Origin of the sequence: Sporosarcina sp. FSL K6-1522, from assembly GCF_038622445.1 — a bacterium.
GTDB lineage: Bacteria > Bacillota > Bacilli > Bacillales_A > Planococcaceae > Sporosarcina.
Genome location: NZ_CP152019.1, coordinates 1702139 through 1727888 on the forward strand (window position 1 = coordinate 1702139; position 25750 = coordinate 1727888).

Below are 25750 nucleotides of genomic sequence, written 5' to 3' on the forward strand. Positions count from 1 at the left end.
AATGATACAAAAACATAAAGGGAGGGAAATCAATGGGGGGAATTGACTGGAATCAGGCAAAGGTGGGGCAAGAGTTTAAACCCCTTGTCAAGCCAGCAATTGAAAAAGTCCAATTAGTAAAATACGCTGGTGCATCTGGTGACTTTAATTTGATCCATACTGATGTGGAGACAGCAAAACAGGTCGGGTTACCGGGGACTATCGCACATGGAATGCTTGGCATGGGTTATTTAGGTCAATTATGTGGTCAGTTGGTTGGAACAAACGGTTTTGTCAGTCGTTTGACGGTTCGGTTTTCGGGTATGATATTTCCTGGAGATGTTCTTACCTGTCGGGCAAAGGTTACAAATAAGAATGAAGAAAAGCGTACACTCGATTTAGAAATCAACCTGGAGCGAGAGCCAGGAAAAGCATTGACATCCGGTGAAGCAACATTGAAATTCTATTGAATTTCTTCTTCTGTTTCTCAGAATAAACCCAATTTTGTAAACGCGCACATTATTCCAGTATCCTCTTTCCACTTTAATCCGGAAGGAAATCTGAGATAATGTGTTCTTTTTTTCAATTTATTTCGGGATATGAAAACTATACTCACAATAATCCAGATGAACTTCCATTTAAAAAACCCCTAAAAAGGGGCATCTACAAGAATATAATCTTCTATACGGATTCGAACCTTATAAACCTCATGTGTATGAAGAATTAATTTTACATCACCATTTAGCGTAACGAACCAATCCAAATCCTTTTCCAGATAAGCGTTGTAATACCGTTGCTGGATTCGTAGTTCAAATGTGTACCCTTGCTGGATCCAATAGCGTCGTTGTCCAATCCAGACGCGCCATTCTTGTACTTGTTGGTCATATACTAAAATCCCATGCTTCATGTCATGCCACTGTCTTCCACGGCTAATCGGACAACCTCATCATCAATCTGCTCTTTTTTTAATTGCGAGCCAAATAATAAACTGTTCACTGCGAGGGTATTGATGGCCCTTGGCCATCCTTGAGAACGTAAGGCAATTGCCTCAATGGCGCTCTCTGTGAAAATCGGCATCTTCGCTCCAGCTAATTTCATGTGATGATTTATATAGGGAGTGACCTCTTCCCTCGATAATGCCTGGATCTCATATTTCATGATAATACGCTGAGATAAGGGACGGTGATGGTTTAGCTGTAACCGTGTCTTCAAATGGGGCAAACCAGATAGTACAAGGATGAATGGATTGGTTGAATCCATTTGAAAGTTAAATAGCAGCGCGACATCTTGGAGAAATGCATCTTTTGCCATATGCATTTCATTGAGAATGAAGACAGGTGTTATTTTGCGTTCTAAGGCCATTCGCTCAATTCCTTGTTGAATCTGCCGGAACAGATCTACTTTACGGAACTTCGGTTCCTCTCCCAATCCATAGGCCAGGCCACGATAGAAATCCATTACGCCACCAGTTGATAAGGGGAAATAGACGACATGATATAAGGATGGGTTCAGCGATTCCTTAAATGACCGCAAGGAAAATGTTTTTCCGACACCTGGATCTCCAATCAGTAGCCCAATTCCTTTCGATTTCTGTAGGTATTGTAATGCACTGAGAGCACCTTGATGATCAGTGGAATAAAATGCATCCGAAGAAATGATGTTCTTTGAAAATGGTGTGCTCGCCAAAGAATAAAAGGATTTATACACGGTCATCGCCCCCCTTACCAGTGGCTAGTGAGATAGGTGAGCGCACCCGTTTTACATGTGCATTGTCTTGCATATTGGCAAGGGTGGCTTCTGCTACTTTCTTGTCATCTTCAAAGATATAGACACTCTTTTCATCTATCCTTACATCGATGGAATTTCCTATGAATCGACTGGGCACCTCATAGAGTTTCTTGTTCAATGTAATAGTCCCGTCTGCCTTCACTTTCCGTTGTTCACGCTTTAAGAAGATCGTTTCAAGTAGGGAAACATCCTCAAGAAACGTCACTTGATCAAATTGTACCTGAAAAGCTTCATGTGGTGTTTTACCATCAAGGGATGCATGTACCCTTCGGTGATAATCCTCTTCCAGCCAGCGCCAAAACCGCTCATTCAACTCTTCTAACGTATGAACCGGATTTGATTTCAATAATGGATAAAATCGGGTCTGGACTGTTTTAAAGAACCGTTCTATTTTGCCTTTACTTTGAGGATCGTACGGCTGCGTGTGTGCTAGCGTGATACCTAATTGTGCACACGCATATTGGAGCGTTTCAGAGCGGTAAATCTTGCCGTTATCCGCGTAGATGATCTTGGGCTTACCTCTTCTGATAAGAGCCTCTTTCGTAACCACCCGCAAGCCATCAAACTTTTCTGAAGTAAAGAATTGCCCATAGGGCACAAGCCTTGAACAGTCATCAATATAGGCAATCAAAAAGGTTTTTATGCTCTTCCCCTTGTTGGATAGGTAAGGGCCAAGTGATAAATCTGCTTGCCATAATATATTTACTTTTTCATGGGAAAAGCGTTTACGTTCAGGGTTCGCTAAAATACTTTCGCCAACTAGGTTGTGTTTTTTCAACAACCGATTTATAGTGGAATATGAAACTTGATTTTTATTGATCTCTCCACGCTTAATCAGTTGTTCGTAGAAGACGCTGACGGGCATATGGAGAGATTTTTTTCGTATTTCCAGAAGCTGATCCAGGTCATCTGGCGATAACCTTCGCGAAGATCCTCTATCCGCACGTTTCTTCGGTTTCAATGCGTCAAATCCATTGCGGCGATAATTAAGTAGCCATTCCTGTAACGTTTTGCTGGCTATTCTTCGTTCCCCATAGTAAGGAACAGAATGGTTCTTTCCTTCTACATCATTCAAATACACCTTCACGTCAACCTGTCCGTTTAATAACGGGGCGATAAGCCCATACCGAAATAAGGCCACTTCATGACGATTTTTTTCATTCATGGAATCTTCCTCCTTATAGTGGAAGGACGACCGGTCATCCATGAGTCCTATTCTACTTTTCACACAATTCCCTGACTATGAAGAAGTTATGTGGGACCAATAATATTTATCAACGTAATGAAATATGATAGAATTAATTTGCCATGAAGTATTTTGATAAGTGACCCCAGCTCCTTCGCAAGAAGGGGGATTCGCCAAAATCCAGGATCATTTTCATATATTTTGTGGCTTCTTTTTTACATCCTTAGAAACACTTAGGACTTGACCGTTATCACTAAAATAGCTATGTATCCAATTTATATTTTTTATAAATCGCTTCAGATGAAACCCCATTAATTGCCGCCCGCCATTCACCTTCTTTCGTAGAAGGTGCCGTTGGAGGCGCCCCAAAACCGTATGGACTGTATGTTGGAAATAAGGAATCAGGAAATCCGGCAGAATTGAAAAATTCCCCTTGCATACCAAGCACCTTAAACGACAGATAGGAATCCTCTTAGTAACATCTTCTATAATCCCGTACCGCCAATAGTAGCCAGTGCGATGAATATTACCGGGTGCCAGACACTTGCAATTCGGGCATTCATCAAGCAATGGAAAGTGATTCGACGTCCCCCTAATTGAGTACTCTTCCAAATCAATTCCAAAATCGTATGAAATCAACATAAAAAATCTCCCCCTTATTAATATGCATAAAATTTAGCACATTAACTCGGAAGAGTATAGATATGATTCCGGAGGAATTTGAAAAAAATCAATGCTTTTGTGAGGGGATAAAGTGCTCGTTTACACAATTATTTGGCAGTGAGCAAAATAAAGAAATAACAGTCGTCTTTTTGAACGCCATTTTGCAGCGTACAGGTCGTCAGGCTATTAGAGAAATAACATTTGCCAATCAAGAAGTTGGTGGAGAATACCAAGGGGATAAGCAATCACGGTTAGATATCTTAGTGAAAACACAAGATGATGAACTCATAAATGTGGAAATCCAATTGACCAATCAATATGATATGGTTAAACGAACATTGTTCTATTGGTCACGGATTTATAATTTACAGCTAGAAAAAGGCATAGGTTACAATAAGCTATTGCCAACCATCACGATTAATATTTGTAATTTCGATCTGTTTAATCAAACAGATGCTTTTCACAATATCTTTCATCTGTATGAACAGGAAGAAAAATTTCGAATGGATGATGTGTTGGAGATCCACTTCATTAAACAGTGGTATGAAAAGAAGTTGGATCCATGGAATGACATCCTCGCTAGGTGGTTGCTATTGCTTGGTATGGTGGATGTGAGAAAAAAGAGGGTGTACAACGAAATCTATCAGGAATTGGAGGAGCTCGCGATGAAAGATGAAAAGTTGCAGGATGCATTCACAGTTTGGCAAGAATTAAGTCGCTCTCCAGAAGAGGCTTTTGCTTATGAGTCACGATTGAAATATATCTTAGATGAAGAAGCAAAACTGGATGATGCTCGATATTTGGCTGAAAAAGAAGGCCGTGAAGAAGGTCTCGAACAAGGACGTGAGCAAGGTAAACAGCTGAAGAAAGAAGAAACGGTCAAGCGGCTATTCAAATTATCTTTAACAATTGATCAGATTGTAGAGGCTACATCTTTAGAGCTGGAAGTAGTAGAGCGTATCATCAAAAAATTGAGTAACAACTAATCCTTGAAAGAAGATAAAAGCACCTGATTCTAAATTTACCATTAGGGAATCAGGTGTTTTTGCAATAAGAACAAAGGGGAAGATACGTATCTTCCAGTTTCGCGGTTACACTTCCTCCTGAAAAGAAATCTTATAAAACTTCCGATTCGTTGCCTCATCATACCCAACTTCAATCAGTTCATCGATTTCCTCGATATCGCGTACATTCACCTGAATTTCAATATTGGTATCAAGTTTGATCTTCCGTTTATAACTCTTTTCGACTTTTTCGATGGCACTTTCGGAAATGACCGTTTCATATGGTTTGACCGAATTGACGATAATCTCTTTTGGGGCAGAATCGCTTCCTTCAAAGACGGTTTCAATGTAGTCATCTACTTGAAATTCGACTTCATTTCTAAAGTACTCGAGCGTTTTGTTTAAGAGACCTAGTTTCTCGGTATTGGTGAAGTTCTCTTCTTTGATAATGATTTTTTTACATTCTGTTAAGGCTAAATTGGTTTTATGATAATGTTCATCCGCTACTTTCACTTTCAAAAAACGTTCTTGCCAGTATACGACGTCTTCTTTCTTTTTCGTTTTGATAAAGACAGCAGGTGCTACGTCTGGGCCCATATCGACAATGACGGCCATATTATTAATCTTCTTTACATTAATGCCGTCGATGCCGTTCACGGTCATTTTGTTTTGCTCGTTTTTCACATCTAAAAATATTTCTTTTTCATCAATTTTTACAATGGCCAGGACTTTTTTTGCCTCTGGTCCCCATAGACAATTATCGAATAAGCCAATAAACAACTCACCGTCTTTAATATTCGGGTGTTGGGAGACGCTCTGTAAGTGCGTGGCGATATGTTGGGATTGCGTAAGGAAATTGCTGCCCTCTTGATCGAAAATGTTGTTGACATAAGTATAGAGTTCATTTAATCCGACATCTGTTTCATGAAAAAATTCATATTGCTGTTCAAAATCGATTTTATTGAACGCCAATTGTGTAAAGGCCGCTTCTAGCATGACCTCTGGTTGAGGGAATGCTTCATCTCCGAAAACGACCATGTCACTGACGTAATGAATAACATATTGTGTTAGTTTACTATCTGTTACTTCTAGCATGATTTACACCTTTTCATCAGTAGTTGTAGATGGTTTACCATAGCATACTTCGTGCACTCGTTTCATGGATTTTACATCGAAACGAGTCACAGGATATAATTAAATGAAGTACAGTTTTTATCATAAGACGGAGGTATTCATATATAGTGGTTGAAACAGTAGAAGAACTGCAGGTTGAACTAAAAAAGAGTGTGGACTGGGAACAGGATCAAAGTGATTTATGGTTTTGGGAGAAAATTGGTCGTCTTCCATTCAAGTTACTGGACAAAATGACACCTGCCTTTATCCAAAATAAGATTGGCATTTTGCTAGATGAATTAGGGCAATATGTGCAAACAGGCGGAAAGTACTTAAGCTCAGTGGCTTCACTTAAATCCTATTATCCTCAAAAAAATGTCCAGACGTTAGCAGATGTGAAATTGCTACGGATTGCTGATATGGATCAAGCTGTCAGTACACTTGCCAATAATCGAAAACAATTGGCAACGCTACAAGGCGCAGGCACGGGCGTTGGCGGTATTTTCACGTTATCCATTGATATACCATTGCTGTTAGGTATTCAATTAAAGACCCTTCAGGATATTGCGATGTGTTATGGCTATGATCCGAATGATAAAGAGGAAAGAATATATATTGTGAAAGTTTTGCAGTTTGTTTCTTCAGACATTGTCGGGAAACAAGCGATACTACAACAATTATCACTCATGGATGCTCCTGATGAAGGGATGAAAAGAGAAGTCATTTCAGAACTTCAAGGATGGAGAGAAGTGGTCATGACCCACCGTGACCAAATTGGTTGGAAAAAGCTTTTTCAAATGATACCAATTGTCGGGCTGTTGGTCGGTGCTTTTATCAATCGTTCCGCGGTTAGCGACCTGGCCGAGGCTGGGATGATGCTTTATCGCAAGAGAAGAATTAATGAACGTTTAGCGCAGGTAGCAGAGGAATAGAATCGATTCGATAGTCGCTATGTATTCTGACTATTTTAAAAACGATCTCCTTAACGAACATAACTATGGTATATTTTAGAGTAGAGAAGGGGGGATTTGGGGTATGTTGTTGAAGAAAACATCAACCGCGGGGGAGAAAAATGGCGTTTCTTATTTGAATGGGGAAGTGAAAAGTCAAGGAGTTGCATTGAATGTTTATAGTTATGCAGTAGATGGCGTCTTGATTGATACGGGATCGCAGTCATTACATAAGCATTTTGAACGCTTTATAGATGCAGCTGATTTTGATCAAGTGCGGCTTACACATTTCCATGAGGATCACACGGGTTGTGCGGCTTATGTGGAAAAGACCAAGCATGTACCGATTTATATTAGTGATAAGTCCATTGACTCTTGTATGCAACAGGCGAATTATCCTTTGTATCGGCAACTTTTTTGGGGGAAAAGGAAGCCATTTCATGCGTTAGCGATGCCTGAAACGTTTGAATCTCGGAATGCGACATGGTATGTCATTGATACACCAGGTCATGCGCATGATCATAAAGCCTTTTTAAATCAAGAAACGGGGCAATTGTTTACGGGTGATTTATATGTCAATGAGCGTACCAAATTGGTTTTGGCGGAAGAGAGTATCCCGACCATTATTCAGTCGTTGGAGCTCGTGTTGACGTATGATTTTCAAGAGGTGTTTTGCAATCATAGAGGATTTGTAGAAGAGGGACGCCTTGCGCTGGAGCGAAAATTAGATTATTTGTTAGGTCTTCAACAGGATGTGTTAGCGTTACACCAACAAGGCAATCCAGCTGACAGCATTTGCCGCCAGCTGTTTCCTAAACAATATCCAATTACGAAGTTCTCAGAAGGTGAATGGGATTCCTTACATATTGTCACATCGATATTGCAGGAATCTTGATGATGTTGATTATAATAAAAGATGCCTCATTCCAAGTGTTTTGTTTTGGGATGAAGCATCTTTTGTCTTCATTAGTTAGATCCGTTCTTTATCCATATTAAAATCACTACCCGCCGGACTTTGGAAAATGCGAAGCCCGAATTCTCCTGCGATGGCGAATAGATGGTCGAATATATCGGCTTGAACCGATTCATAAACCGTCCATTGAATACTATTCGCAAAAGCATAAATTTCAATTGGAAGACCGTGCTCACCAGGAGCTAGTTGGCGGACCATTAACGTCATGTCTTGGTGAATGCCTGGATGACGTTGAATATATTGACTAATGTAGGCCCGAAAGACCCCGATGTTGGTCAATGCTCTTCCGTTAACAATATTGCTTCGGTCAACTTCATGTACACGATTGTATTCCTCAATTTCATATTCACGTGCAACAATATAATCTGTCAAAATATCAATTTCTTGATAATGCTCAATCATCTCTTTTGTGCAAAATGCAATACTTGAGATATCAATATATAATGCACGTTTAATGCGTCTACCACCAGATTCCTGCATCCCACGCCAATTGATGAAAGAATCCGAAATGAGTGCATAACTTGGAATCATCGTCACTGTCCGATCGAAGTTTTGCACCATAACCGTATTCAGGGAAATATCAATCACATCCCCATTGGCACCGTATTTCGGCATTTCGATCCAATCACCCATTCGAACCATATCAGTGGCAGACAATTGAACGCCCGCGACAAGTCCTAATATCGAATCTTTAAAAACTAACATAAATATCGCTGAAAGTGCTCCAATTCCACTAAGAAGGATCATTGGGCTTTTCCCAACTAAATTCGCAATGACTAAAATAACGCCAATCGTAATGACGATAATTTTAGCAACTTGTATATAGCCTTTAATCGGCTTCGTTTTTGATATTTCATACGTTTGGTAAATGGCATTAAATACGCTCAATAACCGATTAATAACGCTCAATGCTACAATTAGAATGTACGACAGCGCCATCGTTTCAATAAGTTTTTCATAGGTCGGAAATGTGGAAGCAAAATTATAAATAATAATTGCAGGCACGAAATGAGATAATTGGCGGAATACTTTTTGCTCCAGCAAAAGATGCCCCCACTGCAACTTATATTTCTGAATAATATGTGTCAGAAATCGGATAATTACTTGTTTTGTAATAAAATTTGCAATGATACAGACGATCGTAATGAGTGTAATCAAGATGATAAATGCCAGTAACTCCACCCAGTCTGCATCTACTCCATATCCTAACAGTCGATGTCGAATGATGTTCATGTATATCCTCCAGTTGATGTATTGACCGTGTAATTGCGCTACTTGACAGCTTGCTACTACTAGCAAAATGCGCACTTGCTCGTCAGTGGCTGCCAGTGCTTACGATAACATACTTTTGGGGTTAGATTCATGGATTTCATATTCTGGATGATCGGATTGTAGATGTACAGGTTGCATTGAAAGCCAAAGAGAATGGGGATTCGCGAACTGATACAATCGTATAAGCAGACTTGTGCCGGAGTCTAAACACTAAGTCAGATTGGGGAAATTATGCTTTCTTATCTTGAAAAAAAGTGCTTCATTCCAAGCAGTTTGCTTTAGAATGAAGCACCTTTTTATGATAGAAATGCTAACAAAGCGCCTCCAATAGATCCGGTGACCACGATAACCCAAGGCGGCAATTTCCAATAAGCCAGCATGCTATACAACACAGCAGCTAAAGCGAAATCCGCTGGTACAAAGATGGAAGTTGTCCAAATCGGAAAATAAAAGGCGGAAATCAGTATGCCAATCACAGCTGCATTGACGCCCATAATAGCGCCTTTAACAGATGGATGGCTTCGCAAACGATCCCAAAATGGTAATGCACCGACAATGAGCAGAAAAGCAGGGAGGAACACCGCGACGGTTGCGACCAAACCACCTTGCCAGCCTTTCATAACCGTTCCTAAATAAGCCGCGAATGTGAAGAGAGGACCTGGCACTGCTTGTGTAGCACCATACCCTGCCAAAAAGGCTTCCTCGCTAATCCAGCCAGTCGGGACCAATTCTTGTTCCAATAAAGGCAAAACGACATGGCCCCCACCGAATACTAAAGAGCCGGAGCGGTAAAAGCTATCGAACATGGCCACCCAATAAGAGCCGGTGACTTCCCGAATGATGGGTAATAAAAATAATAGCCCGAAAAATAATAGCAGACAAATGGCTGAAACGCTTTTCGCAATTGGAAATGAAGTACTCACTTCGTTCACATCATCATGTTGTTTAAATAATAAAAAACCAACAAGGGCAGCGAGTAAAATGACTGCAACTTGGGTAAAGGCGGTTTGCCAAAGGAGCGTCCCAAGCAAAGCACATAAAGCGATGGCTTTTCTTTTTACATCAGGCGTCAAACTTTTTGCCATCCCCATGATTGCATGTGCAACAACCGCCACCGCGACAATTTTTAAGCCGTGCAGCCATCCAGCATTTCCAATATCAAACTCTGTAAGGAGCAATGCGAAAAGAATAAGAGCAATGACGGACGGCATCGTAAAGCCGATAAAAGAGACGATTCCTCCTAAAATGCCTGCACGTCGAACACCAATCCCAATACCAACTTGGCTACTAGCGGGCCCTGGTAAAAATTGTGCCAAGGCGACTAAGTCGGCATAACTTTTTTCATCCATCCACTTTCTTCTACGTACATATTCTTCATGAAAATACCCTAAATGGGCTGTTGGCCCACCAAACGAGGTCAGTCCAAGTCGAGTGGAAACGAGAAATAGTTCAATCAGTAATTTAATGCGGTTGGTGATAATCATTATGATCTCCTTCGTGTATGATGCTAACTACATGAATATAGCATTGTTCCTAGTAGCCTCCAAGTTACATATAAAAATTTACGCAATCTTTACATTGGATGGATAGCTTTTTCTTTTTTTAATGGAGAAGAGAGTCAATGTTTTGACTTTATACCTACGGGGGTATATATTTGCAGTAAGAGCAGTTTACTATGGATAAGGGGATGATCGGATTGACGAAGAAGATTGTTGTGGTAGGCGGCGTAGCTGGTGGGGCTTCTGCAGCGGCGCGGATTCGACGTATGGATGAGCAAGCGGAAATCATTATGTTCGAAAGAGGGCCTCATGTTTCGTTTTCAAATTGTTCTTTGCCGTTTCATTTAAGTGGAATTGTTGAAAATAGTGAAAAACTCATTGTGATGAACCCAGTTGCTTTTAAAACGAGGTATAACATCGAGGCACGCGTGCAACAGGAAGTGACGGCGATTGATCGTGAAGCGAAGACAGTGACTGTAGCGAATTTAGTCACGGGGGAGCACTATGAGGAAAGTTACGATACGCTTGTGTTATCACCTGGAGCGAGCCCGATTGTTCCGAACATAGAAGGTGTGCAGGCACCCCATGTATTTACGGTGCGTAATGTCGTCGATATCGAACGATTGCAACACTATATACAGACAAATGATATTGATAATATTGCGGTGATTGGTGGCGGATTCATCGGTGTTGAGGTAGCTGAGAATTTACGATTAGCAGGGCGCAATGTTTCCCTGATTGAGTTTGCCGATCAAATTATGATGCCATTTGACAATGACATGGTGCAAATTTTGCATAAAGAGATGATGGATAAAGGAGTAGAAGTGATCGTTGGGGATGGATTAGCGAAAGTGGCGGACAATCATGTCGAGCTCAATTCCGGTAAAATTGTCAACACTCAAGCGGTTATTTTGGCAATTGGTGTGCGTCCAGAGACGAAGCTTGCACAAGAAGCTGGTTTGGAAATTGGGGAGCTCGGTGGCATTAAAGTGGATGCAAATTATAGAACGAGCGATCCTTCGATTTACGCGGTCGGTGATGCGATTGAAGTCTATCACCGTTTATTGCAGAGACCAACGCGATTAGCACTTGCGGGACCGGCTCAACGTCAAGCCCGTGCAGCGGCCGATCATATATATGGAATACCTCATCAAAACAAAGGGGTGATTGGTTCATCCAGCATTCAAATTTTTGATTTGGCATGTGCATCGACTGGACTCAATGAAAGGGCAGCGAAACAGGCAGGCATTCAAGCAGATAGCGTGTACATCATTGCACCAGACAAAGTTGGTTTGATGCCGAATAGTCATCCGCTTCATTTCAAATTAGTATTTGAAGTACCAACTGGTAAAATTTTAGGGGCGCAAGCAATTGGCAAAGGCAATGCAGATAAACGCATCGATGTCATTGCAACGCTCATTACGATGAGTGGTACGTTAGAGGATTTAAAAGAGCTGGAGTTAACGTATTCACCGATGTTTAGTACCGCAAAAGATGTGGTGAATTTAGCAGCACTTGTTGCGCTGAATGTGTTATATGGTCGTTATAAACAAATTCATGTGTCTGACGTACGTGAATTGGTGGAGCAAAATGCGGTTATCATTGATGTGCGTGAGAAGGGTGAATTTGCTAATGGCCATCTCGTGAATGCGCTTAATATTCCGCTGAGTATGTTGCGCGAGCGCATGGACGAAATTCCAAAAGATGTGCCTGTCTACGTGCACTGTCGTTCTGCCCAACGGAGTTATAATGCAGTGATGGCATTGCAAAACAACGGTTATACAAATGTCGTCAATATCTCAGGATCATTTTTAGGGATTTGTTTGTATGAGTATTACCATGACGTGACAACGGGTCGCGAACCGATTGTGACGGCATATAATTTTAAATAACGTGTGATGAAAGCAGCTTATGGATTTTTTAATCTTAAGCTGTTTTTTAATGTGAATTCAAGTGTGATAGGAAGAGCGGTTAGATTTATGGGGCAGGCATTAATTAAAAAGCATTTAATAACTAGGGGAGTACAATGAAAAAACAGTAATGTTGTATACGTCTCAAGTCTTAGTTTCAACTATATCTCGGGTCCGCTAACAGAAATTACCTCTCGTGGTAAAATGAAAATCAGTGAGTAGTTAGATAACCAAAAAGGAGAGGAAATTATTATGAGGAAATTTTTTATTGGTTTCTTAATGATTTTACTATTAAGCGCATGTTCGCAGGAAGAAAATGATGAAATGCTTCTTACGCAAAACGTAGAGATTCCTAGTACAATTTTCACCTCTGAAAAACAAAATCGTGTAATTGACGAAGAAGAAATAAAAGTAAGCATAAAAACATATCTAGATAGCTATGAAGAATTATCGAATGCTAGTGAACCGTTCCAAGAGTTGCTATATGAAGAAGAGGAATTAAGCGTAGAAGAACTAGAGAAGTTAGACGAAATTACCGAACTTACAAAAGAAAATGATGAGAACTTCTCTAATTATATTTTAAATAATACATTGCCTAAAGGGTATCAAGAAGAGTCTGAGAGAATCAGCCGGTATATTACAGCTGTGAATGAGATGCTTTATGAGATAGATGAAATGGTCGATAGTTTAACAAATGACGCAAGTAAAGGAGTACTTCCAAAAGTAAACGTTACATCAGTAATTGGTAAATTCAGTGTGGTGAATGGAAAAGAACAGGAGGAAATTGAGAAATTCCTTGATAAAAAGAATATTAACACAAAGGCATTTGAGCAGTAACATTATGAGCGGAAATCATTTTGAGCAATCTTTGTTCAAAATGGTTTCTTTTTATTTGCTATAATAAATGATTTATACACTTGTATATATAAGCATATAATTATATGATATTTGAGAAACGGAGGGAAATATGATGCGGAAAACGGGAGAGACCGATATGCAAAGAGCAGCACAACTTTTAAAATTACTCGGCGATCAAACACGTTTGACGATGATGAAATTGCTACAGTCGCATGATTGTTGTGTTTGTGAGTTTGTCGCGATGTTCGACATGAGTCAGCCAGCGATTAGTCAGCATTTGCGCAAGTTGCGGGATATTGAATTAGTGAAGGAAACGCGTAAGGGGAAATGGATTTTTTACTCGATTAATCGAGAACATGAAGATTATCCGTTTATCCAAAGTGTCCTCGCGTCGCTTCCGGGGCAAGATGGATTGGTTATTGAATTAGAAGCGCAGGGGTTGCGTATTTGTTGTGAGTAGAGAGGGGAAGTACGTTGGTTTCAGTTATGTTAGCAGTATTGATTTTCATTGTTACACTCATTTTTGTTATATGGCAGCCGCGTAATTTATCGATAGGCTGGTCTGCTTGTATTGGAGCCATTATCGCTTTACTAGTAGGTGTTGTTAATTTTCAAGATGTCCTCGATGTGACGGGGATTGTGTGGAATGCGACGCTCGCTTTTATTGCCATTATTATTATTTCTTTAATTTTAGATGAGATTGGTTTCTTTGAATGGTCGGCTTTACATATGGCGCGCTTTGCAAAAGGTAGCGGCGTCCGCATGTTTATTTACGTGAGTGTTTTAGGGGCTGTTGTAGCTGCGCTGTTTGCGAATGACGGAGCTGCGTTAATATTGACGCCGATTGTATTGGCGATGGTGCGGAATTTGAATTTTAGTGAAAAGATGATTTTTCCTTTTATTATGGCGAGTGGGTTTATCGCGGATACGACGTCGTTACCGCTTGTTGTGAGTAACTTGGTGAATATTGTTTCTGCGGACTTTTTCGGGATTGGCTTTGCGGAATATGCATCGCGTATGATTGTGCCAAACTTGTTTGCGTTAGTAGCGAGTATTGCGGTGTTGTATTTGTTTTTCCGTAAAAGTATTCCTGGGAGTTATGAAGTAGCTGATTTGAAGAAGCCGAAAGATGCGATTAAGGATCACAAGATGTTTCGCTTGTCCTGGCCCGTGCTAGTTATGTTGCTAATCGGCTATTTCTCCAGTGAATTTATAGGCGTTCCTGTGTCGATTGTCGCTGGTATTGTCGCGATTTTCTTCTTGTTTATGGCGCAAAGAAGTCCCGCTGTACACACGAAACAAGTATTGAAAGGCGCTCCATGGGCGATTGTATTCTTTTCAATCGGGATGTATGTCGTTGTCTATGGCTTGCGCAATGCAGGGTTGACAAGTGTGTTAGCGGATGTCATTCAATTGGCTGCGGATCAAGGACTTTTTGTCGCAACGATTTCAATGGGCTTTATCGCTGCATTTTTGTCGTCCATTATGAATAACATGCCAACGGTTATGATTGACGCTTTGGCGATTGCGGACACGACTACGACAGGAACGATGCGTGAGGCACTCATTTATGCCAATGTCATTGGTTCGGATTTAGGGCCGAAAATTACGCCAATCGGCTCATTGGCTACGTTGTTATGGCTGCATGTTCTGTCGCAAAAAGGTGTGAAAATTGCTTGGGGTACTTATTTTAAAATCGGAATTTTATTAACGGTTCCTACGCTATTCATTACACTGGTAGGGCTCTATCTATGGTTACTGATTATCTGAAACAATGACAGAAGAGGGGGGATTAATCATGATAAAAAAGACCTTGTATTTCTTATGCACAGGCAACTCATGCCGTAGCCAGATGGCTGAGGGATGGGGTAAAAAGATGCTTGGTGAAGAATGGCAAGTTCTGAGTGCGGGTATTGAAGCTCACGGTGTTAATCCGAATGCTGTTAGAGCCATGAATGAGGTTGGCATTAATATTACGAATCAAACTTCGGATATTATTGACCCGAAAATCTTACACACTGCGGATTTCATCGTCACGCTGTGTGGAGATGCGGCTGACAAATGTCCGATGACACCGCCGCATGTCAAACGTGCGCATTGGGGCTTCGATGATCCGGCAAAAGCAGTAGGAACCGCCGAAGAGCAATGGGCGTTTTTCCAGCGAGTGCGCGATGAAATTGGTGCAAGGATTGCGCAGTTTGTTGAAACTGGGGAATGAAGAATCACTAGCGGTTGGTTGGCTTCTTTAGTTCAACATATATAACATAAAAGTAAAATAGGTGCCTAACGCTAAAACCATCCAGATTTGGTTTAGTGTTAGGCACCTATTTTATTTCCTATTCGAACATTCCTTTTTTTAATAACGTGTACCGTTCAGATACTTGTTGACAAATTCCAAAAAAATATCTAACATAATAAATGATATTGATAATCGTTATCATTTAGATGTTAAAATACTATTCATAAAGAAATAATAAAATAGAAACGAAACGTTAAATAATTGATAAACCGATTTGTATCAAGAAAGGAAGTCCAATGAAATGGCAGCATTTAAAGTAGATCAGGTGGCAATTGGTTATTCAAACGCACTTATTATTGATGATTTAAGTGTGTCCATTCCTGAGGGGAAAATCACGACGATTATTGGCCCGAATGGATGTGGGAAATCAACGCTATTGAAAGCTGTGTCGCGTATATTAACGACGAAAAAAGGCGCTGTTTACCTTGACGGGCATGCAATCCATCAACTAGGGACAAAAGAAGTTGCGAAGAAGATGGCGATATTACCGCAAACCGCAGAAGCGCCGGGGGGATTGACGGTATTTGAGCTTGTTTCCTATGGACGCTTTCCACATCAGAAAGGCTTTGGTTCCTTAAAAAAAGAGGATTATAAACATATTTACTGGGCGATTGAAGTAACAGGATTAAGTGACTTTAAAGATCGTCCGATTGAAGCGTTATCAGGTGGGCAGCGGCAGCGTGTATGGATTGCGATGGCATTAGCGCAGGATACGAAAATTTTGATCCTTGATGAGCCGACAACCTATTTAGATTTAGCGCATCAATTAGATATTTTACTGCTCTTACAGCGTTTGAATGAGGAAGAGGGGCGGACAATTGTTATGGTGCTTCACGACTTGAATCACGCATCCCGATTTTCTCATTACATGATTGCGATGAAAGATGGTGCGTTAATCACAGAGGGGAAACCAGAAGAAGTGATGACTTGTTCGAATTTACAACGTGTCTTTCATATTGATGCGAGTATAGCGACTTGTCCGTTTAGTGCGAACCCGATTTGCTTATCGTATCAGTTGTGTCAGCAGGATTGAGTGTCCTTTTACAAAAGTAAGGCTTTTATGTTATTCAAAAAATAGTAACCGTGTAAGTTTGTTATGAAGGAGGAAGGGCATGTCTACTCCTGCAGAAGTATCTGCCGAAATAGAAGAACTAGTAAAAATGAAGAAGCATTCACATCCGATTATGGCTGTCATCGTGTTATTCGGGGGCATGTTTGCATTACTTCTGGCAATTGGTCTCTCGATATCATTTGGAGCTGCGGATATACAGTTAGCAACAGTTTGGACGGCGGTGTTTCACTTTAATCCAGATATCACACAGCATCAAATTATTCGGGAAATCCGCCTGCCACGTGTGCTTGGTGCCGCAATGGTTGGGGCGTGTTTCGCTGTCGCAGGCGCGCTGATGCAAGGCATGACGCGAAATCCATTGGCGGATTCAGGGCTATTGGGATTGAATGCCGGTGCTGCATTTATGCTGGCACTGTGCTTTGCCTTTTTGCCAGGCTTATCCTATATGTATGTAATCATGTATTCCTTTTTAGGCGCTGGTCTAGGGGTTGGAATTGTCTATGGGGTTGGATCGATGTCAAGAGGCGGTTTGACACCTATGCGTCTTGTACTCGCGGGTGCAGCCGTCAGTGCATTGCTAGGAGCGCTTAGTGAGGGCGTTGCTTTATATTTTCGAATTGGTCAAGATTTAGCCTTTTGGTATGCAGGTGGCGTATCGGGGACGAAATGGATTCATTTGCAAATCATGTCGCCGTGGATTATTGCGGCCATGATAGGTGCGGTGATATTATCACGTTCCATCACACTGCTGAGTCTTGGAGAGGAAATCTCGATTGGGCTTGGGCAGCGAACAAAGACCATTAAATTTTTTGGCATGATTATTGTCCTGATTTTAGCGGGGGCGGCCGTTTCAGTTGTAGGTGCAGTCGGTTTTGTAGGACTAATTGTTCCGCATCTTACCCGCTTTCTAGTCGGACACGATTATCGCTGGATTATTCCTTGTTCGATTGTGCTAGGTGGTTTGTTAGTGGTCCTAGCAGATCTTGCAGCGAGAATGATTAATCCTCCATATGAGACACCGATTGGCGCACTGATTGCGTTAATTGGGGTTCCGTTCTTCCTGTATCTCGCACGAAAAGGGGGAAAAGAGCTATGAAGGATAAGCCGATTATGACAGAGGGGCAACAGAAGACAAAGGCTAGGAATCTATTCGTCATCAGTATACTAAGTTTGCTGATTGTTGTTGTATTCATCATTAGTATGAATACGGGTTTCATTAAGTTGTCGCCCCTGGAAGTGCTTCGGACTTTGTTTGGATTCGGGACGGACAAGCAACAACTGATTCTGTTTGAATTTCGCTTGCCACGCATTATTATTTCAATCCTTGTCGGAATGGGGCTAGCGGTGTCAGGTTGCATATTACAAGGAATTTCCCGTAATGCTTTAGCTGATCCTGGCATCTTGGGTATTAATGCAGGAGCGGGGTTAGCGGTTATGTTATTCATCTCCTTTTTTCCGTCAACGACAGCTACGCCGGTCTTTTTACTGCCTATTTTAGCGTTTGCGGGTGCAGGGATTACGGCGATTATCATTTATACATTGGCTTATAAACGACATGTGGGGATTTCTCCCATGCGATTATTGCTGACAGGGGTGGCGGTTGCAGCTGGTATTAGTGCGGCCATGATTGTGTTAACACTTCGGCTCAGTCCTGAAAATTATCAATTTGTTGCAACTTGGCTTGCAGGGAGTATTTGGGGGTCCAATTGGAAGTTTGTATTGTCCTTGTTACCTTGGATTGTTGTACTACTCCCATTCGTCTTTTCGAAAGCGCGTGTTTTAAACGTACTTAATTTAGGGGATTTAACAGCTACTGGACTAGGTGCGTCGATTGAAAAAGAGAGGCGAGTATTACTTGCGGCGGCTGTGGGATTGGCCGGGGCCAGTGTCTCTGTCAGCGGTGGCATCGGTTTTGTCGGACTGATTGGGCCTCACTTGGCACGTCAGTTAGTTGGATCCAGACATCAATTTTTACTGCCGGCAGCGGCTTTGACAGGAGGACTGTTGGTGCTGATTGCGGATACAATTGGTCGTTGGATTTTACAACCATCGGAGATTCCAGCCGGGATTGTTGTTGCAGTGATTGGAGCACCGTACTTCCTTTATTTATTGTCGCGTTTGAAGGATTAAGTTAGTAAATTTTAAAATAATCAATACTAGGAGAATGAATCGATGTTTACGAATAAAAAGAGAAATATAATGACAGCCAGTTTTCTAGCGCTTTCACTATCTTTAGCCGGGTGTGGTGACAATGGTGGAAGTGCTACACAGAATAAAGATGAGCAGTCGAAACCGGCAGCAGAAGAAGTTGCAACAGAGCGTACAGTAACGGATGCAATGGGACATGAAGTGACGATCCCTGCAAATCCACAACATATTATTGCATCCTATTTGGAGGATAACTTAGTCGCACTCGGTATTACACCTGTTGCACAGTGGTCTGTAAAAGATGGTGCGGGGACACAAGCTTATCTACAAGAGTATTTGAAAGATATACCTACCATTCCGCACGATTTGCCCTTTGAAGTTGTGACGAGTTTTGCACCAGATTTACTTATTATGAACGCTGCAGAAGCAGTGGAAGGCTCTAAATATGAGCAATACGCTAAAATTGCACCCACTTATGTAGTGGAGGTAGAAAATAATAGTGATTGGCGCGACAAGCTATTAAAGGTAGGCGAGCTGTTGGGGGAAACCGATAAAGCGCAACAAGTGTTAGATGACTATGAAATAAAGGCGGCAGAGTCGAGGGAAGTGATACAAAATGCGGTGGGGACTGAATCTGCAGCAGCCATTTGGCTTGTAAATAATAGCTTCTTTATCGTGAGTGACAATGTATCGAGCGGGGCTGTGTTATATGGTGATCTCGGTTTGACAACGCCTAATGTTGTGAAAGAGATTTCAAGTACTGCGACAGGCAATTGGTCAGCCATTTCGTTAGAGCGATTAGCTGAGCTTGATGCAGACCATATCTTTTTGATTAATAGTGATAAAGGGAATGGCGCAGAAATGTTACAAGACCCTGTGTGGAAAAACATACCTGCCGTGAAAAATGGCCATATTTATGAGTATGGAGCAGAAACAAGTTGGTTATATTCAGGAGCAATTGCTAACACGCAAATTATGGAGGATGTAGTAGAATCCTTGACTAAATAAAACAAGATACTAAGGAGGAGATATTCTCCTTAGTAAAATCGACATATTTGCATATATTTTTTTAACGCATCATTGATAATGAGAATCGTTATTAATTAGGAGGGTATTAATGTTTAAGAACAAATCTCGACTGATCTTTAGTCTATTGCTCGTTATACTAGCTATCATGGTTGCTGCTTGTAGTAGTACTGGGAGTCAATCAGGTAGTGAAGGAGAAAAAAATGATACGGCCGAAAGTGAAGAGCTAGCAACAAGAATCGTTAAAACCATTCATGGTGATATTGAAATACCGGCAAACGCTGAAAGAATTGTAGTAGACGCTTATTTACCTACATTGCTTTTACTAGGAGAAAAACCTATTGGTGCAACAAAAACAGATCTTGAGAACGTTCATATTGTCGATTTAATCGATGGGATTGAAAGTACCGGAGAGAACTCTGTCGAGGCAATCATGAGTTTAAATCCAGATTTAATCATTAGTGCGGATGCTGAAAAAAGTACATTTGATAGTCTTTCAAAAATTGCTCCAACTGTAATTATACCTTACGAAACATATGGTGATGTTTACGAGGAAGTCAGTGCGATTGGAGAGATGCTTGGCAAGGAGAAAGAAGCAGAATCGTGGTTAACGACCTTTGATGAGAAAATGAAACAACAACGTGAAAAAGTACAGAAAGTAATGGCTGAGGGAGAAACTGTTTCGATTTTCGGTGCGTTCGGGAAAGATTCGTATATCTATGGTGATGGTATTTATCGTGGTGGGCAGGCAATCTACAAACATCTTCAGTTAACTCCGCCAGAGCGTATCAAAAAGGAGTTAATAGATGCGGGAGAGACGTACAAACAAATTTCCTTTGAAGTAATGAATGACTATGCCGGGGATTATATCTTTTTTGATGTATCGAATGGCGGCGAGTTAGACAAAGAGGATCCTGTTTGGGCCTCGATTGATGCGGTGAAGAATGATCATGTTTTCTACCTCGATCCGAAACGGTTTTGGCCATTCGATCCGATTGCTGTGTTAGCGCAAGCAGAAGAAGTCGCTGATATGCTCGTTGCTAAAAAGAGTGAAAAGTAAACCTTCTGTAACCTTTCATTTCATTTAACTTGATTAAGCAAATATTTTTGTGTTGAAAGCGAAGCATGAGATACGGAAGTATGTCACGCCCTGTCACACCGATTGCATACTTGCATTTTACAGGCACAAGCACAATTGATCAAAAGAAGGCGTTATAAAATGAGGGGATTTAGGAGCGTGGTACATATTGTTAAAGCAATTTTTCTCTTACTACAAACCTTATAAAGGATTATTCATTTTAGATTTCTCTTGTGCAACAATCGCGGCATTATTAGAACTAGCCTTCCCATTAGCTGTCCATCGTGTCGTGGATGATTTATTGCCAAGCTCGAATTGGAATTGGATTTTATGGGGATGTATCTCATTACTGGGAATCTATATAATAAGCGCCTGTCTTCATTACGTCGTTACCTACTGGGGACATAAGTTGGGCATTAACATCGAGACCGATATGCGAAAACAGCTGTTTACGCATGTGCAGAAGCTAAGTTTCCGTTTTTTTGACAACAATAAAACGGGACATTTAGTGTCAAGAATGACGAACGACTTAATGGATATTGGGGAAATTGCTCACCATGGGCCTGAAGATCTGTTTATCGCGATTATGACGCTTGTCGGGGCATTTGCTTTAATGTTCTCGATCAATCCACAATTAGCCGTTCTGACCTTTATCATCGTGCCACTTATCGTTTATTTATCCTTGTATTTCGGTAAAAAAATGTCGCTAGCATTCAGTCGCTTTTTTGCAGATATTGCTGATTTTAATGCACGCGTAGAAAATAATGTGGGCGGTATGCGCGTCGTTCAAGCATTTGCCAATGAAGATCATGAAATTGCTCAATTTAATGACAATAATGCGCGTTTTCGTCAGTCGAAATTGGCAGCCTATCGGATTATGGCTTGGAATTCATCTATTAGCTATATTCTGATGAAAATCATCACGTTGTTTGTTCTGCTTTGTGGTACATGGTTTGTCATTAATAAACATATGACATACGGCGAATTTATGGCTTTTGTTCTGTTATCAAATGTATTTTTAGGGCCGATTCAAAAAATCAATTCTGTTATCGAAACGTATCCAAAAGGAATTGCCGGGTTCAAGCGTTATTTAGAGTTACTGGAGACAGCACCGGATGTAGCAGATGCGCCGGATGCATTTGATGTCGGGCATTTGGAGGGGAACATCAAGTACCAAGGTGTGTCGTTTGGGTATGAAGGTAAAGAAAACGTGTTGGAAAATATTGATTTAACGATTCGTGCAGGTGAAACGGTTGCACTTGTAGGACCATCAGGTGCCGGGAAAACGACGATTTGTAGTCTGTTGCCTCGTTTTTATGATATTAGCAGTGGTTCATTATTCATTGACGGGATTGAGACCCGAAAGATGACCTTAGAATCTCTGCGCTCTCAGATTGGAATTGTTCAGCAGGATGTATTTCTTTTTGATGGGACGATTCGAGAGAATATCGCTTATGGCAAATTAGGTGCTTCTGAAGAGGAAATATGGGCCGCTGCGCGAAGAGCGCAACTTGAAGAGATTATACTTGCGCAGTCAGCAGGCTTAGACACGTTAATCGGTGAGCGTGGTGTCAAATTGTCAGGTGGGCAAAAACAGCGGTTATCCATTGCACGTATGTTTCTGAAAAATCCTTCCATTCTTATTTTGGATGAAGCGACATCCGCACTGGATACAGAAACGGAAGTAGCCATTCAGGAGGCTCTAACGGAATTATCGCAAGGACGAACAACACTTGTCATTGCTCATCGGTTAGCTACGATCAAAAATGCTGATCGTATTATAGTTGTAACAAAGGACGGTATTGCGGAACAAGGCAACCATGATGAGTTATTGGAGAAAAAAGGTGCTTATAGCAGGCTTCATGAGGCGCAATTTAGTGTTTAATAATGCAAGTCGATTTTACTAAATTAATGATGTAAAAGGAGAAAATGAATATGAAAAAGCTGTTATTTTTAGTGGTTGCTATGTTAGTTGTTTTAGCTGGGTGTGCGGAAAAAGGGAAAGTCGATAAAGAAGCGAAAGATAGTGACGCCGACGAGAAAATTGAAATTACGCATGCCTTAGGTACAGCGACATTTGATAAGGCACCTGAACGTGTAGTTGTGCTGGAATGGAATTACGCGGAGGAAGTATTAGCGCTAGATATACAACCAGTAGGTGTTGCAGATGTTGAAGGTTTTAAAAAGTGGGTAAAAATTGATAAGCAGCTCGGCGACGATGTTGTGGATGTTGGTACGCGACAAGAACCCAATTTGGAAGAAATCGCAAAGCTGAATCCGGATGTCATTATTACACTAGCAAATAATCATGGAAGCATACAGAAAGATTTAGAAAAAATCGCTCCGACGATTTTCTATGATACAACATCGAAAGAAGCGACGAAAGACTTGTATCAAACTGCCATGGATTCATTCAAAACGACTGCGAAATTATTGCAAAAAGAACAAAAAGCTGATGAAGTGATTCAGCAACTGGAAGAGAAGTATTCTACAGTGAAGCAGGAAATTGTTAGCTTGAATTTGCCGACGAAAAAATTTCTCTTTACGCAAGCCTATACGGTTAACCAAGCACCAACATTCCGTCTGTTTACGAAAAATTCCATGGTGAGTCATGTGCTAGAAAAAGTCGGATTTGAAAACACGATTACGGACCATCTAGATGCAGATTGGGGCTTTATTGAAGCCAATATTGAAGGGGTTTCGAACTATCAAGATGCTCTTTTCATGCATGCCGTACAAGAAGATGATCCCCTTTTTGACAATATGAAAAATAATAAAGTATGGAATGATTTAACGTTTGTGAAGGACAATCAACTCTATGATATTGGCGGCGATACTTGGACATTTGGCGGGGTATTATCTGCTGAGACACTCGTAAATAATCTACTAAAAGCTATAAAAGAATGATATGGAAAATCGGATAGTAAAAAGGGGTTTATGGATTGTTGGAGGTATCTTGCTATTTTTACTACTTGCATCTGTTCATGTGAGTCAGGGGCAGTCGTCGCTAGGTTATGTTACCTTTTGGCAACAGCTTAGGCATGACCCTCAGCAAATGAATTTTTTCTTATATTCGCGGTTGCCACGTTTGGTGATTGGTTGCATAGCTGGAGCGGCGCTGGCTGTTGCTGGGATGATCATGCAATCCATCACTAAAAATCCCTTAGCGAGTGCAAGTACATTAGGAATCCATGCAGGTGCTTACTTTTTTGTCGTCGTGTGGGCGATCTTCTTTCCGAAAATGAGTGGGGATTTCCCTTTACTCATCGCTTTCGGTGGGGGACTTGCAGCTGCATTCCTTGTTTGGGGACTTGTTGGGAGAGCGCTGGATCCTGTTCGCGTAGCATTAACGGGCTTGATTGTCAGTATGCTGTTTTCATCTTTTACTGGAGCTTTGCAGTTATTTTTCGCCAATGAAGTAACGGGCTTATTCCTCTGGGGATCGGGCTCGTTATTGCAATTGGATTGGTCAGGCGTTCAATTTGCTTGGCCGTGGTTTACGGTGACGCTGATTGTGGCATTGCTAGTGAGTCGAAAATTAGATGTCCTCTTGCTTGGCGACGAGACAGCGATAGGTCTTGGAGAGAAAGTTGGCGGGATTAAAGTATTGGGCTGGATCATCGCTATTTTCTTGGCTTCCATAACGGTGGCTGTCGTTGGGCCGATTGGTTTTGTGGGCATTATCGCGCCACATATTGTGCGGTTATTAGGATTCAGACTGCATTATTCGATGATTCTGGGCAATATTGTCATTGGGGCTATGTTATTAATCGGTGCCGATGTGCTCGTGCGTTTCATCACGCAAACACAGGAATTACCAGTCGGTGCCATGACGGCGATCATCGGAGGTCCTTTGCTCATCTATTTAGCCATTAAAATGAGTAAAGGCAAAAAAGAACAAGCGTCTGCTTTGGGTGGGCATGACTTTTTCCCGCGCAAATGGCCGGTCGTTCTGTGTATAGCCGCGTTGGCGTTTCTTGTGCTATTTGTCAGTGTGCTATTTGGTGGCACAGCATTTACCCCAGTGAATGAGATTGTTCAGGAATTAGCACATAACGTATATGTATGGGATTTTCGTGTCCCTCGTATAGTCGTTAGCTTTTTGGTAGGGATGCTCATGGCCGCAGGTGGAATGATTTTACAAGCTGTATTGCGCAATCCGTTAGCCGATGCCTCTGTTTTAGGTGTTACGTCAGGTGCTGGGATGTTTGCGATGATTCTCTTAATACTATTTCCGGGAATCCCCTTCTATTTCATTCCTGTAGGTGCATTTGTTGGCGCGATGTTGGCAATGGCGGTGATATTATTATTCAGTTTCCGCAGTGGTTTTCAACCGATTATGCTGGTATTGATGGGGGTATCTATTTCTGCAATAGGCTCAGCCATTATTCAAATCATTGTCGTGAAATCAAAGTTGAATATTACACAGGCCTTAACGTGGCTGTCAGGTAGTACATATGGGAGCTCTTGGGAGCATGTGTTGCTTGCTGCATGTGCTGTCGTTTTATTTTTCCCGGTGATTTATTACTTCTCAAGAACGTTTGATGTACTGTTATTCGGGGATGAATTGGCGACGGGTATTGGTTTGAAAACGCAGAAAGTACGCTTGTACATGATTGTCTTGGGTGTCGCTTTATCCGCCATTAGTGTGGCGATTGTAGGGACGATTGGTTTTATTGGACTGTTAGCGCCGCATGCAGCGAGAAGAATGGTTGGCATTAAGCATCAGCATATGTTTCCCATTACGATTTTACTCGGTGGTATTTTACTAACAGTTGCCGATTTTCTTGGCCGTTATTTATTAGCACCTAATGATGTGCCTGCCGGCTTATTGGTTTCTCTTGTCGGGGCACCTTATTTACTTTATTTATTAAGAAAGACTGGAAAGACCGTTGCTAAATAGTTGGGGACATTAAGGGAGATGAGTAGAAA

The 25750-nt window shown here is 41.3% G+C and carries 24 protein-coding genes; 17 read left to right on the forward strand and 7 right to left on the reverse strand.

From position 1 onward, the window contains the following. The first annotated feature begins 32 nt into the window (after positions 1-32). Positions 33-449: a MaoC/PaaZ C-terminal domain-containing protein gene (locus MKY34_RS08265; RefSeq protein WP_342514708.1), complete on the forward strand. Its 417-nt coding sequence runs from the start codon at positions 33-35 to the stop codon at positions 447-449. A gap of 179 nt (positions 450-628) precedes the next feature. Here MKY34_RS08265 and MKY34_RS08270 read toward each other — a convergent pair whose 3' ends face one another. From MKY34_RS08270 to MKY34_RS08285, 4 genes are all read right to left on the reverse strand, one after another. Further along, complete coding sequence (locus tag MKY34_RS08270) at positions 629-886, reverse strand: DUF5348 domain-containing protein (protein WP_342514709.1); 258 nt, start codon at positions 884-886, stop codon at positions 629-631. Continuing rightward, complete coding sequence (locus tag MKY34_RS08275) at positions 883-1686, reverse strand: AAA family ATPase (RefSeq protein ID WP_342514710.1); 804 nt, start codon at positions 1684-1686, stop codon at positions 883-885. The genes MKY34_RS08270 and MKY34_RS08275 overlap by 4 nt, the downstream gene beginning before the upstream one ends. Further along, entirely contained in the window at positions 1679-2932 is a 1254-nt protein-coding gene (locus MKY34_RS08280) for an IS481 family transposase (protein ID WP_342514711.1), read from the reverse strand. Before MKY34_RS08280 ends, MKY34_RS08275 begins: the two co-directional genes overlap by 8 nt. 283 nt (positions 2933-3215) lie before the next feature. Continuing rightward, positions 3216-3392: a hypothetical protein gene (locus MKY34_RS08285; protein WP_342514712.1), complete on the reverse strand. Its 177-nt coding sequence runs from the start codon at positions 3390-3392 to the stop codon at positions 3216-3218. A 265-nt stretch (positions 3393-3657) separates the two neighbouring features. On the opposite strand from MKY34_RS08285, the gene MKY34_RS08290 reads away from it, so the two are divergent. Continuing rightward, positions 3658-4602 carry an Rpn family recombination-promoting nuclease/putative transposase gene (locus tag MKY34_RS08290; RefSeq protein ID WP_342514713.1) on the forward strand — a complete coding sequence of 315 codons (945 nt, stop codon included), beginning with the start codon at positions 3658-3660 and terminating at the stop codon, positions 4600-4602. A gap of 105 nt (positions 4603-4707) precedes the next feature. Here MKY34_RS08290 and MKY34_RS08295 read toward each other — a convergent pair whose 3' ends face one another. Continuing rightward, positions 4708-5715, reverse strand: a complete 1008-nt coding sequence (locus MKY34_RS08295) for a nucleoid-associated protein (RefSeq protein ID WP_342514714.1) — start codon at positions 5713-5715, stop codon at positions 4708-4710. Between the two features lie 146 nt (positions 5716-5861). Here MKY34_RS08295 and MKY34_RS08300 point away from each other — a divergent pair, with 146 nt between their 5' ends. Both MKY34_RS08300 and MKY34_RS08305 read left to right on the forward strand, forming a co-directional pair. Then, positions 5862-6665 (forward strand): EcsC family protein, encoded by an 804-nt coding sequence (locus MKY34_RS08300; RefSeq protein WP_342514715.1) that lies wholly within the window; start codon positions 5862-5864, stop codon positions 6663-6665. A gap of 103 nt (positions 6666-6768) precedes the next feature. Then, a complete protein-coding gene (locus MKY34_RS08305; protein ID WP_342514716.1) occupies positions 6769-7578 on the forward strand; it encodes an MBL fold metallo-hydrolase in 810 nt (269 codons plus the stop codon). A 75-nt stretch (positions 7579-7653) separates the two neighbouring features. Here the strand turns inward: MKY34_RS08305 and MKY34_RS08310 are convergent, their stop codons facing one another. Together MKY34_RS08310 and chrA are read right to left on the reverse strand one after the other, a co-directional pair. Then, entirely contained in the window at positions 7654-8889 is a 1236-nt protein-coding gene (locus MKY34_RS08310; protein ID WP_342514717.1) for a mechanosensitive ion channel domain-containing protein, read from the reverse strand. Positions 8890-9224: 335 nt separating this feature from the next. Next, a complete protein-coding gene (gene chrA, locus MKY34_RS08315; RefSeq protein ID WP_342514718.1) occupies positions 9225-10412 on the reverse strand; it encodes a chromate efflux transporter in 1188 nt (395 codons plus the stop codon). Positions 10413-10624: 212 nt separating this feature from the next. Here chrA and MKY34_RS08320 point away from each other — a divergent pair, with 212 nt between their 5' ends. The 13 genes from MKY34_RS08320 (at position 10625) to MKY34_RS08380 (ending at position 25721) form a co-directional block, all read left to right on the forward strand. After that, entirely contained in the window at positions 10625-12319 is a 1695-nt protein-coding gene (locus tag MKY34_RS08320; protein ID WP_342515216.1) for an FAD-dependent oxidoreductase, read from the forward strand. Positions 12320-12589: 270 nt separating this feature from the next. Further along, positions 12590-13174 carry an NDxxF motif lipoprotein gene (locus MKY34_RS08325; protein WP_342514719.1) on the forward strand — a complete coding sequence of 195 codons (585 nt, stop codon included), beginning with the start codon at positions 12590-12592 and terminating at the stop codon, positions 13172-13174. Between the two features lie 133 nt (positions 13175-13307). Beyond that, complete coding sequence (locus MKY34_RS08330) at positions 13308-13655, forward strand: metalloregulator ArsR/SmtB family transcription factor (RefSeq protein WP_342514720.1); 348 nt, start codon at positions 13308-13310, stop codon at positions 13653-13655. A gap of 14 nt (positions 13656-13669) precedes the next feature. Then, positions 13670-14965, forward strand: coding sequence for an arsenic transporter (locus MKY34_RS08335; RefSeq protein WP_342514721.1), 1296 nt, complete (start codon positions 13670-13672; stop codon positions 14963-14965). A gap of 28 nt (positions 14966-14993) precedes the next feature. Next, entirely contained in the window at positions 14994-15413 is a 420-nt protein-coding gene (arsC, locus tag MKY34_RS08340) for an arsenate reductase (thioredoxin) (protein WP_342514722.1), read from the forward strand. 322 nt (positions 15414-15735) lie between these two features. Further along, positions 15736-16527 (forward strand): ABC transporter ATP-binding protein, encoded by a 792-nt coding sequence (locus tag MKY34_RS08345; RefSeq protein ID WP_342514723.1) that lies wholly within the window; start codon positions 15736-15738, stop codon positions 16525-16527. A 79-nt stretch (positions 16528-16606) separates the two neighbouring features. Further along, the gene (locus tag MKY34_RS08350; RefSeq protein ID WP_342514724.1) at positions 16607-17662 is read left to right on the forward strand and encodes an iron ABC transporter permease; all 1056 of its coding nucleotides are present in this window, start codon (positions 16607-16609) and stop codon (positions 17660-17662) included. Beyond that, positions 17659-18696, forward strand: a complete 1038-nt coding sequence (locus MKY34_RS08355) for an iron ABC transporter permease (RefSeq protein WP_342514725.1) — start codon at positions 17659-17661, stop codon at positions 18694-18696. Before MKY34_RS08350 ends, MKY34_RS08355 begins: the two co-directional genes overlap by 4 nt. A 42-nt stretch (positions 18697-18738) precedes the next feature. Then, positions 18739-19722: an iron-hydroxamate ABC transporter substrate-binding protein gene (locus tag MKY34_RS08360; protein WP_342514726.1), complete on the forward strand. Its 984-nt coding sequence runs from the start codon at positions 18739-18741 to the stop codon at positions 19720-19722. Positions 19723-19831: 109 nt separating this feature from the next. Then, a complete protein-coding gene (locus MKY34_RS08365; RefSeq protein WP_342514727.1) occupies positions 19832-20800 on the forward strand; it encodes an ABC transporter substrate-binding protein in 969 nt (322 codons plus the stop codon). A 187-nt stretch (positions 20801-20987) separates the two neighbouring features. Next, complete coding sequence (locus tag MKY34_RS08370) at positions 20988-22703, forward strand: ABC transporter ATP-binding protein (RefSeq protein WP_342514728.1); 1716 nt, start codon at positions 20988-20990, stop codon at positions 22701-22703. Between the two features lie 50 nt (positions 22704-22753). Continuing rightward, complete coding sequence (locus MKY34_RS08375; protein WP_342514729.1) at positions 22754-23725, forward strand: iron-siderophore ABC transporter substrate-binding protein; 972 nt, start codon at positions 22754-22756, stop codon at positions 23723-23725. Positions 23726-23774: 49 nt separating this feature from the next. Next, entirely contained in the window at positions 23775-25721 is a 1947-nt protein-coding gene (locus MKY34_RS08380) for an iron ABC transporter permease (protein WP_342514730.1), read from the forward strand. Positions 25722-25750 lie beyond the last annotated feature (29 nt).

Excerpts from the sequence above, each read along its gene's own strand:
- MKY34_RS08330 (WP_342514720.1), top strand. The coding sequence starts at position 13,308 with ATGCGGAAAACGGGAGAGACCGATATGCAAAGAGCAGCACAACTTTTA.
- MKY34_RS08355 (WP_342514725.1), top strand. The coding sequence starts at position 17,659 with ATGAAGGATAAGCCGATTATGACAGAGGGGCAACAGAAGACAAAGGCT.
- MKY34_RS08290 (WP_342514713.1), top strand. The coding sequence starts at position 3,658 with ATGATTCCGGAGGAATTTGAAAAAAATCAATGCTTTTGTGAGGGGATA.
- chrA (WP_342514718.1), bottom strand. The coding sequence starts at position 10,412 with ATGATTATCACCAACCGCATTAAATTACTGATTGAACTATTTCTCGTT.
- MKY34_RS08280 (WP_342514711.1), bottom strand. The coding sequence starts at position 2,932 with ATGAATGAAAAAAATCGTCATGAAGTGGCCTTATTTCGGTATGGGCTT.
- MKY34_RS08345 (WP_342514723.1), top strand. The coding sequence starts at position 15,736 with ATGGCAGCATTTAAAGTAGATCAGGTGGCAATTGGTTATTCAAACGCA.
- MKY34_RS08295 (WP_342514714.1), bottom strand. The coding sequence starts at position 5,715 with ATGCTAGAAGTAACAGATAGTAAACTAACACAATATGTTATTCATTAC.
- MKY34_RS08360 (WP_342514726.1), top strand. The coding sequence starts at position 18,739 with ATGTTTACGAATAAAAAGAGAAATATAATGACAGCCAGTTTTCTAGCG.
- MKY34_RS08270 (WP_342514709.1), bottom strand. The coding sequence starts at position 886 with ATGAAGCATGGGATTTTAGTATATGACCAACAAGTACAAGAATGGCGC.
- MKY34_RS08350 (WP_342514724.1), top strand. The coding sequence starts at position 16,607 with ATGTCTACTCCTGCAGAAGTATCTGCCGAAATAGAAGAACTAGTAAAA.
- MKY34_RS08375 (WP_342514729.1), top strand. The coding sequence starts at position 22,754 with ATGAAAAAGCTGTTATTTTTAGTGGTTGCTATGTTAGTTGTTTTAGCT.
- MKY34_RS08285 (WP_342514712.1), bottom strand. The coding sequence starts at position 3,392 with ATGCAAGGGGAATTTTTCAATTCTGCCGGATTTCCTGATTCCTTATTT.
- MKY34_RS08310 (WP_342514717.1), bottom strand. The coding sequence starts at position 8,889 with ATGAACATCATTCGACATCGACTGTTAGGATATGGAGTAGATGCAGAC.
- MKY34_RS08365 (WP_342514727.1), top strand. The coding sequence starts at position 19,832 with ATGTTTAAGAACAAATCTCGACTGATCTTTAGTCTATTGCTCGTTATA.
- MKY34_RS08265 (WP_342514708.1), top strand. The coding sequence starts at position 33 with ATGGGGGGAATTGACTGGAATCAGGCAAAGGTGGGGCAAGAGTTTAAA.
- arsC (WP_342514722.1), top strand. The coding sequence starts at position 14,994 with ATGATAAAAAAGACCTTGTATTTCTTATGCACAGGCAACTCATGCCGT.
- MKY34_RS08325 (WP_342514719.1), top strand. The coding sequence starts at position 12,590 with ATGAGGAAATTTTTTATTGGTTTCTTAATGATTTTACTATTAAGCGCA.
- MKY34_RS08305 (WP_342514716.1), top strand. The coding sequence starts at position 6,769 with ATGTTGTTGAAGAAAACATCAACCGCGGGGGAGAAAAATGGCGTTTCT.